Raw genomic sequence first — 15,072 nt, forward strand, 5'->3', positions numbered from 1 at the left:
CGCGCGGCCGGGCGGGTGCCGCCGTCGCACCCCCGGGAGTGTCGGTGTCCCGTGCCACGATGCGCTCCATGACGGCGGGAGCGACCCACGGGGGCGGCGCGGCCGGCCCGGAGACGGACGAGCTGGTGGGCCGCGCGGACGAGCTCGCCGGCCTGCTCCGCGACCTCGACGCGGCCCGGGCCGGGCGGGCCCGTGCCGTGCTGCTCGCCGGGGAGGCGGGGATCGGCAAGTCCCGGCTCGCCGCCGCACTGGGCCGGGCCGCCGCGGGGGCGGGCACCCGGGTCGTCGTCGGGCGGTGTCTCGACGCGGGCGGCGCGGTACTCCCCTACCTGCCCTTCTCCGAGGTGCTCGACGCGCTGGCCCGGGCGGGCACCGCGCTGCGGCCGGTGCTGCACGGGCTGCTGCCCGGCGCGGCGGAGGCACCCCGTCCCGCGGCGGGCGACGGGGACTCCGGGCGTCTGCAGGTGTTCGACGCGGTGGCCGGTGCCGTGCGCGACGCGGCCGCGGCGGCGCCGCTGCTGGTCGTGCTGGAGGACCTGCACTGGGCGGACCGCTCCACCCGCGAGCTGCTCGCGTTCCTGCTCGCCCGGCTGGGCTCGCAGCGGCTGCTGGTGCTGGGCACCTACCGCTCCGACGACCTGCACCGCAGGCACCCGCTGCGCGCGTCGCTGGCCGAGCTCGTCCGGCTGCCCGCCGTCCGCCGGGTCGAGCTCGGCCCGCTCACGCCCGACGCCGTGCTGGACCTTGTCCGGGCCAGGGCGGCCACCGGGGGTGTCGACGAGGCCACCCTGCGCCGGATCGCCGCCCGCAGCGAGGGCAACGCCTTCTACGCCGAGGAGCTCGTCGCGGCGGGGTCCGACGGCCTGCCGGGTGGCCTGGCCGACGTGCTGCTCACCCGGCTGGACCGGCTCGGCGGACCGGCGCGCGAGGTGCTGCGGGTGGCCTCGCTGGCCGAGCGGAGCATCGCCCACGACCTGCTGCGCGACGCCTCCGAACTGTCCGCGGCCGAGCTGGAGGCGGGACTGCGGGAGGCGGTGTCGCACCACCTGCTCGTCCCGGACCCGGCGCCCGGTTCGGAGTCCTACGCCTTCCGGCACGCCCTGCTCCGCGAGGCCGTGCACGACGACCTGCTCCCGGGCGAGCGGGTACGGCTGCACGCCCGGCTCACCGCGCTGCTCGCCCGCCGGGACGACGCCCCCGGGGTGGCCGCCGCGCTCGCCCGGCACGCGCTGGCCGCCCACGACCTGCCGCGGGCGCTCGCGGCGTCGGTGCGCGCCGCCGAGGAGGCCCACCGGCGGCACGGCCCGGCCGAGATGCTGGCCCACGCCGAGCGGGCACTGGAGCTGTGGTCCGCCGTGGAGGACCCCGAGCGGCTCACCGGGGTCACCGAGAGCGCGCTGACCCGGGAGGCGGCCTGGGCGGCGAGCGCCTCGGGCGACCCGGAACGGGGCACCGCCCTCGGCGCCCGCGCGGTCCGGGTCGCCGACCTCGGCGAGGATCCGCGGGCCAGGGCCGGGGCGCGCCGGCACTACGCGATGCGGCTGCTCGACAGCGGGGCCCGGGTGGACGCGGCGGTGGCCGCGGCCACCGAGGCGGTCGAGCTGCTCGCCGGGGGCCCACCCGGCACGGAGCCGGCCTGGGCGCACGCCGTGCTCGCGCGGGCACACCTCAACGCCGACCACGCCGAGCCCGCCTGGTCGCACGCCCGCGCGTCGCTGGCGGTGGCCCGGGCCGTCCACGACACCGCACCGCCCGCGGAGGGGTCGGCCGCGTACCGCGACCTCAGCGCGGTCTGCGCGGACGCCCTCATCACCCTGGCCTTCTGCGCCCGGATGGAGGGGGACCCGCAGGCGGCCCGGGACCGGCTCGCCGGGGCGGCCTCGCTGGCCGCCGCGTCCGGGAACCGGGTCGTCGAGCTGCGGACGGTGTGGAACCGCGGGGTGTCGTTCATCGAGGACGGCCTGCTCGACGCCGCCGCGGACGAGCTCGCCGAGGGGGCCCGGCGGGCCGCCGCGTACGGCCTGCTCTGGGGCGGGTACGGCCTGGAGTTCCGGATCGCGCAGGTCCGCGTCAACGTCCAGCGCGGCGAGTGGGACGCCGCCGTCCGGACCGCCGCGGACGTCGACCCCGCGCTGCCGCTGCGCGTCACCGGACTGCTGGCGGTGGCGGGGGCGCTGGTCGGCGTGGCCCGCGGCGACCTCGACGGCGTCGAGGAGCTGCTCTCCGCGCTGGCCACCGAGCCACCGGCGCACGACCAGGCCGCGCTGCTGCAGGGCGTCGTCGGGGCCGAGTCGGCGCGCTGGCGGGGCGACCCGGCCCTGGCCGTGGACCGGGTCGCCGCCGCGCTCGGGGTGCTGCGGGCGGAGTACCCGCACCACCTCGGCGAGCTGGCGCTGTGCGCGCTGGGCGCGGCGGCCCGTGCCGACCTGGCGGAAACCGCCCGCACCGCGGGCGACCCGGCCGGGGCCGAGGCGCACGCCGCGGCGGCGGTCGGCCTCGCCGACGAGGCCGCGCGCACCGCCGAGCGCGGCCTGCCCCGCGGGACCGCGGTCGGGCCGGAGGGCCGGGCGTGGCTGGCCCGGGCCCGCGCCGAGGCCGCCCGGGCCCGGGGCGAGGCGGCACCGCAGGTCTGGGACGCCGTCGTGGAGACCTTCGCCGGGTACGGCGACGGCTACCGCGCGGCGGAGGCCCGGTGGCGGCGGGCCGAGGCCCTGCTCGGACGGGCGCACCGCGGTGGCCCCGGCAACGGCGAGGACGACCGCCGCGCCGCCGCCGAGGACCTGGCCGCCACCGCGACCGCGGCCGACCGGCTCGGGGCACGTCCGCTCGCCGAGGCCGTCGCCGCGCTGCGGCTGCGGGCCGGCGACGGCGGTCCCCGGCCCGCTCCGCCGTCCGGCGCCGGTGGCTCCCCGCTCACCCCGCGCGAGCACGCGGTGCTGGAGCTGGTCGCGCACGGGCTGACCAACCGGGCCGTCGGCGAGCGGCTGTTCATCTCCGAGAAGACCGTGAGCGTGCACCTGTCCCGGGTGATGGCGAAGCTCGGCGCCTCCGGCCGCGCCGAGGCGGTCGCGCTCGGGCACTCCCGCGGCCTGCTCGCCCCGCGGGACTGAGCCCCGGGCCCGCCGGCTGTCCCCCCCGGACCGGACCGGGCCCGTGCGGGCCGTGACGGTCGCCACCCGCCGTGCCTAGGGTCGATCGGGCCGCACGTCACCGGCAGACCGATGGAGGTCGCATGGTCGTCCACGGGGTCGTCCCGTCGTCCCGGAGCGGTAGCGGGGCGGGGGTGACCGCATGATCGCCCGTTCGCCCGCCCCGGCCCTGGACGTGCCCGCCCTGCCCGCCTCCGCGACGCTCCGCGGCGCGGCCGAACGGTTCGGTGACGCGACGGTCCTGCACCAGGCCGGGCACGAGATCACCTTCGGCGGGCTGCTGGCCCGCGCCTCGGCGTTCGCGCACGCGCTGCACGCCGACGGGGTCGGCCGCGGCGACGTCGTCGCGCTGCACCTGCCGAACTGCCCGCAGTACGCGATCGGCTACTGGGGGACGCTGCTGGCCGGGGCGACCGTCACCCCGGCGAACCCGCTGCTCGCCCCGGACGACCTGGGCGCGCAGCTCGCCGACGCGGGGGCGGCCGTCGTCGTCAGCTGGGAGGCGGCGCTGCCCGCGGTGCTCGCCGCGCGGCCGGCGACGTCGCTGAAGCGTGTGCTCGTCACCGGCGCCCACGGCGACCCGGAGCAGCTGCCCCCGGAGGTGACCGGGCTCTCCGCGCACCTCGACGGACGGCCGGCCACCCCGCCGGGCACCGACCTCGAGGTGGACCCGGACCGCGACCTCGCCCACCTGGCCTACACCGGCGGCACCACCGGCCGGTCCAAGGGTGTGCGGGTCACCCACCGGCACGTGCTCACCAACGCGCTGCAGGCCGCCTGCTGGGGCACCGGCGCCCGGCCGGACGTGACCGCCACGGCGCACGGGCCCGGCGTCGTCCTGGCCGACCCCGGCCCGGCGTCGGAGTTCCCGACCCCGATCGGCACCGGGCGGGCGATCGGGATCGCCCCCTGGTTCCACGCGATGGGCACGATCGGCGGGCTCAACGTCCCGCTGCTCACCGGGACGACGACGATCGCGCACGCCCGCTTCGACCCGCGCGCCTACCTGGCCGACGCCACCCGGTTCGCCGTCACCTCGCTGTCCGGCGCGCCACCGGTGTACGAGGCGCTGCTCGCCCACCGCGAGGCCGCCGGGGACCTGTCCTCGGTGCGGTCGCTGACCTCGGGCGCGGCACCGCTGCCGGTCGAGATCATCCGGGCGCTGCGCGACTGGTTCGGCGAGGACCTGGTCATCTCCGAGGGCTACGGCCTGACCGAGGTCACGATGGCCGCCACCCTCGGCCCCGCCGCCCGGTCCGCGGACCGGCGCCCGGGCACCGTCGGGCAGCCGATCGCGGGCACCGAGATCCGCATCTCCGGACCGGACGGCGACGAGCTCGACGCAGGCGCCGAGGGCGAGGTGTGGATCCGCGGGCCGCAGGTCACCGGCGGCTACCACCGGCGCCCGGCCGAGACCGCGGCCGCCTTCGACGGCGACGGGTGGCTGCACACCGGCGACGTCGGCGCCCTCGACGGCGACGGCTACCTGCGCATCGTGGACCGGCTCAAGGACATGCTGCTCCACAAGGGCTACAACGTGTATCCGCGCGACCTGGAGGAGCGGCTGCTGGCGCTGCCGGGCGTGACCGGTGCGGCCGTCGTCGGGCGCCCGGTAGGGGTCGACGGCGAGCACCCGGTCGCGTTCCTGACCACCGCGCCCGGCGCCGACGGGACCGCCGTCCGCGCCGCCCGTCGACGGGCTGAACGAGCGCCTGCTGCCGCACCAGCGGCTGCGGGAGGTGCACCTGGTCGGGGCGATCCCGGTCTCGGCGGCGGGGAAGGTGCTCAAGCGGGACCTCCGCGAGCAGCTGCCGGCCCTGTCCCCGGACGTGGCGAAGGAGTGACGGACAGCCACCCTGCGTGAGTGAACGGGAGCTGCGCGGGTGGGCCGGTACGTCCGATGGGTGGAGTAGTCACTCCGACGGTTGGCGTAGGGGATGACCGGATAACAGGCTGGTCGTACGACACGACAGACGGGTGGAAGCAGGAGCCGGCGGCGCGCACCGGATCCCGAAGAACCCCGTATCGACTCCCCGAGATCGTGGTGATCGTCATGTCCGCGCCCGCCGTCCACATCCCCAGCCCGCGTCGCCCCCCGGGCGCCGTCCCCGCCACCCCGCCGGTCCCCGCACCGCGGGCCGGTGGGACCGGGCGTGCGGACCGGGTCGAGGGACGGCACCGCCGTCGCGAGGACCACGTCGACCTGCCGGCGCCGCGCCGGGAGCGTCCGCGGTCGACCTCGCCGCAGGCACCCGGCATCCCCGCACCGCGGCCCGCGTCACCGGGTTCGTCGGCTTCGCGTCCGCCCCGCCGCACCGGCACCCCCGCCCGGCCGCTCGGCGACACCCCGGCGCCCACCGGCACCGTTCGCCACGGGGTCCGGCCCGGCTCCGTGCAGCCGCGGCCGCACGCCGGCGCCGTCGGCACGGACCGGGACGGCGCCGGGCGCGGCCGCGCCGGTGGGCCGTAGGCCGTCGCACGCACCCTGGACGTCCTGGGCCGGGTCGGAAGCATCACCACGATCGCGGCCATGCTGGTCCTGTCCGCCGCGCTGGCAGGGCTCGCCGACGGCACCCCGCCGACCGGTGCGGCCGCCGAGGTCGCCGTGACGACCCTGCGCTGAGCGGGGTCAGGCCGCGTCGGAGCGCGCCGCCCGGTCCGGCGGCACCGCCTTCATGACGTGGTCGACCAGGTCTTGGACCATGCGGTGCCCGCCGAGGCGGTAGCCGAAGTCCTCCCAGCCGAGCAGCTCGCGCGAGATCAGCTCGCCGACCGGCCCGGGGTAGATCCGGGTCGCCCGGAACGCGGCCGCGCGGATCCGCATCTTCTCGTGGTGATCCATGGGTTGCGGGTCGGTCATACCCTCACCTCCACGTCAGGGGGACTGGACGTGGCGCGTCCTCCACACTGAGTGGCTCGCCTGCGTTCCATGGTGACACCCCCACGCCGGAGCGCCAGGACGACGTGCGCAGGATCTCAGGCGCCGAGTCACCGGGCTGTTCCCCGCCGGTCACACCGACGTTGCGCGGTCGATCACACGACCGGCCCGGTCCCGGTGGATACCGTGGCCGTATGGCCGACCGCACCCGGGACCTGCTCTGGTCCGACGTCGACACCCTGTACGGGGCGATCCTCGCCCACCCGTTCGTCACCGGGCTGACCGACGGCTCGCTGCCGCACGAGACGTTCCGGCACTACATCGTGCAGGACGCGCACTACCTGCGCGGCTACGCCACGGCGCTCGCCGTGTGCGCGGCGAAGGCCCCGACCGACGACGACACCCTCATGTTCGCCGAGCACGCCGCCGGCGCGATCGCCGCCGAGCGGGAGCTGCACGCCGACCTGCTCGGCGCGCTCGGCCTCACCTCGGAGCAGGCCCGCGAGCTGCCGGTCGCCCCGGCCACCCGCGCCTACGTCAGCTACCTGCTCGCCGTCGCGTACGGCGGGTCCTACGCCGAGGGCGTCGCCGCGGTGCTGCCCTGCTACTGGATCTACGGCCGGGTCGGCGAGCACCTGGTCGGCGCCGGCTCCCCCGACCCGGTCTACCAGCGCTGGATCGACATGTACGCGGGCGAGGAGTACCACGCCGTCGTCGAGGCCGTACTGGACGCGACCGACCGGGTCGGCGCCGCCGCGTCGCCGGCGGAGCTCGCCCGCATGCGCGAGCACTTCACGACGACCTCGCGCTACGAGTGGATGTTCTGGGACGGCGCGTACCGCCGGGAGACCTGGCCGGTCTGAGCCCGGCCGGATCACCTCAGCGGTTGTCGAGCCGGTCCGGGATCACCAGGTGCAGGAAGAACGACACGATCCCGACCACGATCGCGCCCCAGAACGCCGCCCAGAACCCGTCGACGGTGAACGGCAGGTTCAGCACCGACGACAGCCAGCCCGTCAGCAGGAACATGAGCGCGTTCACCACGAGCGCGAACAGGCCCAGCGTGAGGATGTAGAGCGGGCAGCCCAGCGTCGCCACGATCGGCTTGACCACGGCGTTGACCAGGCCGAACACCAGGGCCACGCCGATCAGCGTGAGGATCGAGGTGGAGGTTCCGGCGCTCTCCAGCCGGATGCCGCCGACCAACACCGTCGCCACCCACAGCGAGGCGGCGACGACGAGCGTGCGGATGGTGAAGGTGAGTACGGGGCTCGGTGGGGTCATCGGTCGGTCACCGCCTGCTGGACCAGCGTCTGGAGCTGGGATCGGATCGGGTAGGTGCTGGAGGGGACGAGCTGGGTCATGAAGACGACCACGAGGTCGTCGACGGGGTCCACCCAGAACGCGGTGGAGGCCAGCCCGCCCCAGGCGAAGGTGCCCTCGTTGGCGAAGCCCTTCGTCGCCGCCCCGTCGACGACGACGGAAAATCCGAGCCCGAACCCGACACCGGCGAACGCCGACTCGGAGAAGATGGGCCGGCCGACGGTGTCGAGGTCGGCGCCGCCGGGCAGGTGGTTGCGGGTGGCCCTGGCCAGGGTGCGCGGGCCGAGGATGCGGGCGCCGTCGAGCTCGCCGCCGCGGGCGAGCATCCGGGCGAACCGCAGGTAGTCGCCGGTGGTGGACAGCAGCCCCCCGCCGCCGGAGAGGAAGGTGGGCTCGCGGGTCGCGGACCGGGCGAGCGCCTTGTTCTCGACCAGGCCGCCGCCGGGGCGGGCGTTGTAGAGCGTCGCGAGCCTGCCGGCCTGCGCGGACCCCTCCGGCACCCAGAACGCGGTGTCGGTCATCCCGAGCGGGCCGGTGATCTCCTCGCGGAGGAACTCGTCGAGCCGGCGCCCGGATGCGACCTCGACGACCCGGCCGAGCACGTCGGTGGCCACCGAGTAGTTCCACTCCGTGCCCGGCTGGAACAGCAGCGGGAACGACGCGAAGTGCTCGCTCGCGGCCGCGAGGTCCATCCCGGACGGGGCGCCGAACTCGAAGCCCTTGGAGCGGTACATCTCGTCGACGGGGTGGGCGTGGTGGAAGCCGTAGGTCAGGCCCGCGGTGTGGGTCAGCAGGTGGTGCACCCGCACCGGCTCGACGGCCGCGTCGGTCCCCGGGTTGAGCGCCGAGCCGCCGCGGTAGACGCGCTGCTCGGCGAACGCCGGGACGTAACGCGACACCGGGTCGGTGAGCTCCAGTGCGCCCCGCTCGGCCAGCATCAGCACCGCGACGGAGGTGATCGGCTTGGTCATCGAGTAGATGCGCCACAGCGTGTCGTCGGCGACCGGGGCCGCGGAGTCGAGGTCGCGGACGCCGAGGTGGGTCAGGTGCGCGAGCCGGTCGTGCCGGGCGACGGCGATCGTCGCGCCGGCGAGGCGGCCGTCGTCGACGTAGCGGCGGAAGTGGCTGTCGATCCGGGCCAGCCGGACGGGGTCGAGGCCGACCTCCGCCGGGTCCGCCTCGAGCGTGCCGAAGGTCGGGGAGGTCACGGTGACGACCCTACCCGCGGGCCACGTCCACAGTTCTGACGATCCTGCGGCCCGGCGCGTCACCCGGCGGGCGTCCGCTCGTACTACCGGGAGTGCCCTGCGGGGCACGCGGACGCCGGCGGGGGCCGGTGCCCGCCCACGCGTCGTGGCCGGTCCGAACGGGGAGCCCGGGCGGGCCACGGCGCGGCCGGGCCGGAGCGGCCCGGATGCGAGCGGCTCAGACCGGCACGATCTCGTAGCGGGCCAGGCGTTCGCCGCGCAGCGCGGTCGCCCGCAGCGCCGCCGCCAGTGCCCGCGACGCCCGCGGCAGCCGGGCCGCGACCTCGGCGGGCGGGGACGCCGCGTCGCAGGAGGTGGCCAGGCGCAGCCCCCACGGCTCCAGCTCACGCGGGTCCTCGCAGGTCCAGTCGACCTCCAGCTCGCGCAGCGGGCCCGCGGCGAGCCGCCCGGCCGCGCCCCGGGACAGCAGGTCGGTGACGAGCTCGGCGCCGGGGAGCATCCGCGCGGCGGTGAACACGATCCGCTGCACGCCCTGCTCGGGCAGCAGCGTCAGCACCCGGTCGGAGACGACCAGGTGCGGGCCGGGCAGGTCGCGGGCCAGCTCCAGCCAGTCCTCGTCGAGCGCGGACCCGGCCACCAGGTGCGCCGTGCCCGCCAGCAGCTCGCGGCGCAGCTCGGCCACCCCGGGCAGCTCGACGTCGACCCAGTGCGCCGGGCCGTCGTCGCCGAGCCGTCCCGCGCGGTCACCCAGCCCCGGCCCCAGCTCGACGACGGTCCCGCCCGGGTGTCGGCGCGCGAACCCGCGCACCCACTCGTCGAGGACGGCGACCCGCAGCAGCGTGGCGAGCGTGTCGGCACGCCCGGGCGCCGAGCCCAGGTCGAGGTCGTCCGCGACGACGGCGGCGGCGCGGTCCCCGACCACCGGACGGCGGCGACGTGCGTCGCGGGCCCGGGCGTGTGCCGCGGGCAGTGACGTCGCCTCGAGCGCCTGCAACCGCGGACGGCGTCGTTGCGTCACGGTGTCCTTCCCCCCTCCAGCGGGCCTCCGCCGAGGGGTCGGCGCTGGTCGCGCGAACGTACTAGTTGCGCGGCGAGATGCCCGAGCCGGGAGGCGCCGGGCGGTGGACGGCCCGCGGTCGGTGGCCCGTGAGCGGTCCCCGGCCACCGGGGCGCCGACGCAGCGGGGCCGCGGACCTCCATGATGGGGGCGTGCCCCCCACCCTCCTGACCTCCGCCGCGCACGGCGACGCCGAGGTCCTGCGCCTGCTCGAGCGCCGCCGCGACACCGGGCGCCGCCCCGGCCGGCACGCCGACGGGGCACGGATCGCGCTGGTCGTCGGCGGGGGCGGGATGCGCGGCTCCTACGCGGCCGGGATGGTGCACGCGCTGTCCGACCTCGGGCTCGCCGCCGGCGTCGACGAGGTGTGGGGCAGCTCGGCCGGGGCGTTCGTCGGGACGGCGCTGGTCATGGGGCACGGAGCCGAGGTGTCCCGGGTGTTCGAACGGGACATGGCCCGCCGCGAGTTCATCGACCCGCGCCGGTTCGGCACCCGTCGCCCGGTGGTGTCGCTGGACCACCTGTTCGACCGGATCCTCGTCGACTCCCTCCCCACCGACTGGTCGCGGCTGGTGGACCCGCCGGTCCCGCTGAACGTCGTGGTCACCGGGGCGGTCGACCTGCGCCCGCGGGTGCTGACGGCGCTGCCCGACGGCGCCACGTGGAGGGCCGCGATGCGGGCGACGGCGGCGATCCCGCTGCTGGCGGGCCCCCCGGTACGGGTCGGCACGGGCGAGGACGCCGAGGACTTCATCGACGGCTCGGTCGGCGACCCGCTCCCGGTGGCGCGGGCCCTGCGCGACGGCGCCACGCACGTCCTGGCCCTGCTCACGCGCACCGCAGACGACCTCGCCGGCACCCCGCCGGACGCCCGCACCCCGCTGTGGGCCCGCTCGCTGGACCGCCTCGCACCGGGCCTGGGCCGGATGGCGCAGGACGCCGCCCGGCACGGCGAGTGCCTGCCGCTGCTCGCCGACGCCGCGCACCCGGACCGGGCCGGGGTGCACCTGCTGACGCTGAGCCCGCACTCCCCCGCCGGCGTCCACGGCCTGTCCACCGACCCCGGGCGGGTCGCCGCCGCGGCCCGGATCGGCTACGAGACCGTGCTGTCCGCGACGGCCCCGGCCGCCGCGGCCTGAGACCCCTCCCGCCCGTGCGCCGATGACTTCGGCGCGGCCGGACGGTCGGAGCTGGTGTGGGCACCGTGCCCCGCACCGGACCCGGGGGAGGTGGCCCATGCGCGACGACGCGCCGTCGCGGGCGCGGACCCGCACCGTCGTGCTCGCCCCCGGTGAGGTCCGCCCGCACGTGGAGGACGAGTGGCGGGGCGCCGTCGTCGTGGTCGACGCCGGGCAGATCGAGCTGTGCTGCGCCGCGGGCGGGAGCCGGACCTTCGGTGCCGGTTCGGTGCTGTGGTTCACCGGGCTGAACCTCGTCCGGGTCCGCAACCCCGGCCGGGACGAGGCGGTGTTCCGCGGCATCACCCGCGGGCGGCCCTGACCCCCGGTCCCTCCCCGGCCGCCGTGTCGAGCCGGCCCGCCGCGTCGAGCGCCGCGTGTGTCGGGTCAGCCCGCCGCGTCGAGCGCCCGCTGCCAGATCCCGTTGCGCGTGGCGACGAGGCCGAGCTCGCGCGGGTCGGTCACGCACACCCCACGGGGGCGGTGGGTGTCCCACAGCTGCGCGTCGTCGAAGACGGCCCCGCAGCCCCCGAACCGGCGGCAGCAGTGCGCCCGGTCCGGTCCCACCCACTCGGTACCGCAACAGGACATCCGCATGATCCGCACGGCGGGCAGGCTACGGGGCACCCCCGACAGTTCTGGTGGGCGGCGGGAGCGGGTCGGTGGCGAGCAGGTCGTACCAGACCCCGTCGTCGACGATCTCGTTCTCCGTGCCGTGCACACCGTCGGCCCGCGGGCGGCCCCACAGCCGGAACCCGGCGCGCTCGGCGACGCGGCGGCTGGCGGTGTTGTCCGCCGCGGCGCCGAGCTGCAGCCGGTGCCGCCCCATCCCGCCGTCGGCGACCGGGGCGAACGCGTGCCGCACGACCCGGCGGACCGCGGCGGACACCGCGCCGCGGCCGCGGGCGTCGGGGTGGGCGCGGTAGCCGACCTCGCCACCGGTCGGGGTGTACGGCCGGTCGGTGCCGAACACCGAGACGGTGCCGAGGTAGCGGTCGTCGTCGGGGTCGGCGATCACCCAGCCGACGCCGGACCCCAGGGAGCGCTCCAGCGGGTGGTCGCGCAGCCAGCGACGGGCGTCGTCGTCGGTGTAGGGCACCGGGAGGGTGGCGCTCCACCAGCGGGCGACGGGGTCGTTGCACGCCTCGACGTGGCGGACGAGGTCGGCCCCGGTGGGCGGGCGGAGCCGGACGCCGTCGCCGTCGAGCACCGGGTGCGGCCACCACGTCGTCGCCGGGGGCCGGTCGGCGACGGGCGTGCCGGGCAGCAGCACGGCGGTCCAGGCGTCGACGAGGTCGTCACCGGCCCGCAGCGCGCGGGTGCGGACACCCTCGAACCGGAACCCGCAGGCGTGTGCCACCCGCCAGGACGCGACGTGCCCGGCCCTGCAGTCCCAGTGCAGCGCGGCGAACCCGGCGACGTCGAAGCCCCGGTCGGCGGCCAGCCGCAGCGCTCGGCTCGCGTACCCCCGGCCGCGCGCCCACGGCGCGAGCAGGTAGCCGACCGACGGCACCGGGTCGCGGCGCAGGTCGATCGAGCCCGCGTACCGGGGCCGCCCGTCGCACGCGGCCTCCACCGCCCACACGTACTGCCGGCCGGTGGCCCACTGCCGCCGGGTGAGGTCGATCCACTCGCGCGCCCGACGTTCCCCGCAGGTCGGGTCGAGCGAGGTCCAGCGGTGCACGACGGGATCGCGGTACACCTCGAGCATGCCGGGCACATCGGATCCGGTGTGCGCGCGCAGGGTCACGACCCCGTCGGTGAGTACGGGAGGGACGGTCACGGCGACACCGTCACCGGCCACGCCCGGTCGGGGCAACCGGGTTCTCCTACGATCGGACCGGTCCGCAGGGGGCGGACGAGGGGGAGGTGTCATGGCCGCGCTCACGGAGCGACTGGTCGACCGCAGGCTGGGCTTCGGTGCCGACGAGCCGTACGTGCGCGAGCGTGACCTGCGGGTCCCGCTCTCCGACGGTGTCGTCCTGCTCGCCGACCTCTACCGGGCCCCCGGCCCGCTCCGGTCGCGTCCGACGGTGCTGATGCGCACCCCCTACGGCCGCGACGGCCTCGGGTCGATCATCGGTTCACTGCTGGCGCGCCGCGGGTTCCAGGTGCTGGTGCAGTCCACCCGGGGCACCTTCGGTTCGGGCGGGCAGTTCCGCCCGTTCCTGCACGAGAGCTCCGACGGTCTGGACACGCTCGCCTGGGTGCGCGGGCAGGCATGGTGCGACGGCCGCGTCTCGATGGTCGGCCCCAGCTACGTCGGGCACACCCAGTGGGCGGTCGCCCCCTACGCCGACCCGGGGCTGTGCTCGATGAACGCCGACATCACCGCGTCGGAGTTCACCAGCACCTTCTACCCGGGCGGCGCGCCCGGCCTGCTGAACCTCGCGTCCTGGGTGAACCAGATCGGCCGCCAGGAGCGCATCGGCGCGGTCACCGGCTTCCTCGCGACGCCGGTGCTCAGCCGTCGCAAACGCCGCGCGGTGACCTCCCAGCCGCTGCAGGCCGCGGACGTCGCGCTGACCGGGGCGCCGGTGGTGTTCTGGCGCGACTTCGTCGAGCACGCCGAGCAGCCGCGCGAGTTCTGGGCGCCCGCCGAGCACGACGGTTTCGACGCCGCCGCGATGCCGCCGGTCTGCATGGTGACCGGCTGGTGGGACCTGTTCCTGGACCGTCAGCTGGTGGACTTCACCGCACTGCAGCGGGGCGGGGCGACGGCGCGGATCACGATCGGCCCGTGGACCCACGGCGACCGCGGCTCGCTGTCGACCATCGCCCACGAGATGGTCCACTGGCTGGGCGTGCACCTGCACGGCGGCGAGCACGACGAGCGCGCGCCGGTCCGGGTGTACGTGCAGCACGCCGACCGCTGGACCGACCTGCCGTGCTGGCCGCCGCCGGAGGCCCGCCCGACCGAGTGGTACCTCGACGCCGACGGCGGGCTGGGCCCGGACCGGCCGGCCGGGACGCCCCCGCCGTCACGGTTCGTCTACGACCCCGCCGACCCGACACCGACGGTCGGGGGCCCGATGCTCCAGCCGCCGTCCAAGCAGCGGGACAACCGCGCCGTCGAGATCCGCGACGACGTGCGCGTCTGGACCGGCCCGCCGCTGGAGTCCGACCTGGACCTGCTCGGTCCGGTGTCGGCCGTGGTCTACGTGCGGACCGGGACCGGGATCGGCGACGTGTTCGTACGCCTGTGCGACGTCGGCCCCGACGGGACCTCGATGAACGTCACCGACGCGATGCACCGGCTGGTGCCCGACCGCGAGGCCACCGCCCCGGACGGCACGACGGTCGTCCGGATGACGCTGAGCCCGACCGGGTACCGCGTGCGGGCCGGGCACCGGCTCCGGGTGCAGGTCGCCGGGGCGGCGTTCCCGCGCTTCGCCCGCAACCCGGGAACCGGTGAGCGGACGTCGACCGCGGTCGACGGGGAACGGATCTCCTACGAGATCCTGCACGATTCCGAGCACCCCTCGCACGTGGTGTTGCCGCACCACCCCTGATCTCCGGGGCCACCATTCGCCTTTCCGGCTGCCCCCGGAAATGCGGCTCTTCCGGATTTAGAGTGCGAGCGCTCCGCAGTGCAGTAGCGACCGGATCCGATAATTGATCAGGTTGCGGAAGCCCATGGCGTTGCGGCGGAGGGCTTCGAGTCGGCCGTTGATGGCCTCGGTGGGGCCGTTCGAGGCGCGATGGGAGAAGTAGGCCAGGATGTCGACGCGGCGCCGGTGCAAGGTTCGGCCGAGTGTGGTGAGCTCGTCGAGCCCGGGCGGTAGCCCGGTGCGTAGCCGGTCGATCACGCCGCTGAGCAATGCTTTGCCGCGTCGGCGGTCCTGGTCGGCGTAGGCGGCGATGATCTGCTGGTAGGCCCACCAGGTGACCTCGACCGCGACGTGCTCGTCGGCGGCGAAGACCGCCTCAAGCCGGGTGCGTTGGCGGTCGGTGAGCAGTCCGAGGCGGGTCCGCAGGGTCCGCCGTGCCCGGTAGAGCGGGTCACCGGTGCGGCCTCGGTGGCCGAGGGTGTCGTGCTGGACACGTTGGCGACACAGGTCGAGCTTGTGCCCGGCCAGGGCGACGACGTGGAACGGGTCCATCACCGTGACCGCATCGGGCAACGCGTCGGTGGCGGCGTTCTTGTAGCCGCCGAAACCGTCCATCGCCACGACCCGGACCCCGTCGCGGAAGGCCGGGTCGCGGGCGTCGAGCCAGGTCTTCAGGGCCGCCGCCGAGCGGCCCGGGACCAGGTCGAGCAGCCGCGCACGGCCGTGGC

At 76.6% G+C, this 15,072-nt stretch carries 13 protein-coding genes; 6 read left to right on the forward strand and 7 right to left on the reverse strand.

Features of this window, described 5'->3' with window-relative positions; translation table 11 throughout:
* The first annotated feature begins 68 nt into the window (after positions 1–68).
* On the forward strand, positions 69–3,110 hold the full coding sequence (locus tag WHI96_RS15830; protein WP_349302399.1) for a helix-turn-helix transcriptional regulator: 3,042 nt from the start codon (positions 69–71) through the stop codon (positions 3,108–3,110).
* A gap of 181 nt (positions 3,111–3,291) precedes the next feature.
* The gene (locus WHI96_RS15835; RefSeq protein ID WP_345651904.1) at positions 3,292–5,013 is read left to right on the forward strand and encodes a class I adenylate-forming enzyme family protein; all 1,722 of its coding nucleotides are present in this window, start codon (positions 3,292–3,294) and stop codon (positions 5,011–5,013) included.
* 765 nt (positions 5,014–5,778) lie between these two features.
* Here WHI96_RS15835 and WHI96_RS15840 read toward each other — a convergent pair.
* Positions 5,779–6,009: a hypothetical protein gene (locus WHI96_RS15840; protein WP_345651898.1), complete on the reverse strand. Its 231-nt coding sequence runs from the start codon at positions 6,007–6,009 to the stop codon at positions 5,779–5,781.
* Between the two features lie 212 nt (positions 6,010–6,221).
* Between WHI96_RS15840 and tenA the strand changes: the two genes are divergently transcribed.
* A complete protein-coding gene (gene tenA / locus WHI96_RS15845) occupies positions 6,222–6,890 on the forward strand; it encodes a thiaminase II (protein ID WP_345651895.1) in 669 nt (222 codons plus the stop codon).
* Positions 6,891–6,906: 16 nt separating this feature from the next.
* On the opposite strand, the gene WHI96_RS15850 is transcribed toward tenA, so the two are convergent.
* The 3 genes from WHI96_RS15850 to WHI96_RS15860 form a co-directional block, all read right to left on the reverse strand.
* Complete coding sequence (locus tag WHI96_RS15850; protein WP_226353867.1) at positions 6,907–7,311, reverse strand: phage holin family protein; 405 nt, start codon at positions 7,309–7,311, stop codon at positions 6,907–6,909.
* Complete coding sequence (locus WHI96_RS15855; RefSeq protein WP_345651890.1) at positions 7,308–8,558, reverse strand: serine hydrolase domain-containing protein; 1,251 nt, start codon at positions 8,556–8,558, stop codon at positions 7,308–7,310. Before WHI96_RS15855 ends, WHI96_RS15850 begins: the two co-directional genes overlap by 4 nt.
* A gap of 217 nt (positions 8,559–8,775) precedes the next feature.
* On the reverse strand, positions 8,776–9,576 hold the full coding sequence (locus WHI96_RS15860; protein ID WP_345651887.1) for a class I SAM-dependent methyltransferase: 801 nt from the start codon (positions 9,574–9,576) through the stop codon (positions 8,776–8,778).
* Positions 9,577–9,767: 191 nt separating this feature from the next.
* Between WHI96_RS15860 and WHI96_RS15865 the strand changes: the two genes are divergently transcribed.
* Together WHI96_RS15865 and WHI96_RS15870 are read left to right on the forward strand one after the other, a co-directional pair.
* The gene (locus WHI96_RS15865; protein ID WP_345651885.1) at positions 9,768–10,754 is read left to right on the forward strand and encodes a patatin-like phospholipase family protein; all 987 of its coding nucleotides are present in this window, start codon (positions 9,768–9,770) and stop codon (positions 10,752–10,754) included.
* Between the two features lie 97 nt (positions 10,755–10,851).
* Entirely contained in the window at positions 10,852–11,115 is a 264-nt protein-coding gene (locus WHI96_RS15870; RefSeq protein ID WP_345651883.1) for a hypothetical protein, read from the forward strand.
* Between the two features lie 65 nt (positions 11,116–11,180).
* Here the strand turns inward: WHI96_RS15870 and WHI96_RS15875 are convergent, their stop codons facing one another.
* Together WHI96_RS15875 and WHI96_RS15880 are read right to left on the reverse strand one after the other, a co-directional pair.
* A complete protein-coding gene (locus tag WHI96_RS15875; protein ID WP_202417011.1) occupies positions 11,181–11,390 on the reverse strand; it encodes an FDXHR family putative zinc-binding protein in 210 nt (69 codons plus the stop codon).
* A gap of 19 nt (positions 11,391–11,409) precedes the next feature.
* Positions 11,410–12,576, reverse strand: coding sequence for a GNAT family N-acetyltransferase (locus tag WHI96_RS15880; RefSeq protein ID WP_345651880.1), 1,167 nt, complete (start codon positions 12,574–12,576; stop codon positions 11,410–11,412).
* 91 nt (positions 12,577–12,667) lie between these two features.
* Here WHI96_RS15880 and WHI96_RS15885 point away from each other — a divergent pair, with 91 nt between their 5' ends.
* Positions 12,668–14,305 carry a CocE/NonD family hydrolase gene (locus tag WHI96_RS15885; protein WP_345651877.1) on the forward strand — a complete coding sequence of 546 codons (1,638 nt, stop codon included), beginning with the start codon at positions 12,668–12,670 and terminating at the stop codon, positions 14,303–14,305.
* Between the two features lie 57 nt (positions 14,306–14,362).
* Here the strand turns inward: WHI96_RS15885 and WHI96_RS15890 are convergent.
* Positions 14,363–15,072, reverse strand: a 710-nt coding sequence (locus WHI96_RS15890; RefSeq protein ID WP_349302400.1) for an ISL3 family transposase, incomplete at its 5' end; no start/stop codon positions are given.

Source organism: Pseudonocardia tropica (assembly GCF_040105315.1).
Classification (GTDB): domain Bacteria; phylum Actinomycetota; class Actinomycetes; order Mycobacteriales; family Pseudonocardiaceae; genus Pseudonocardia; species Pseudonocardia alni.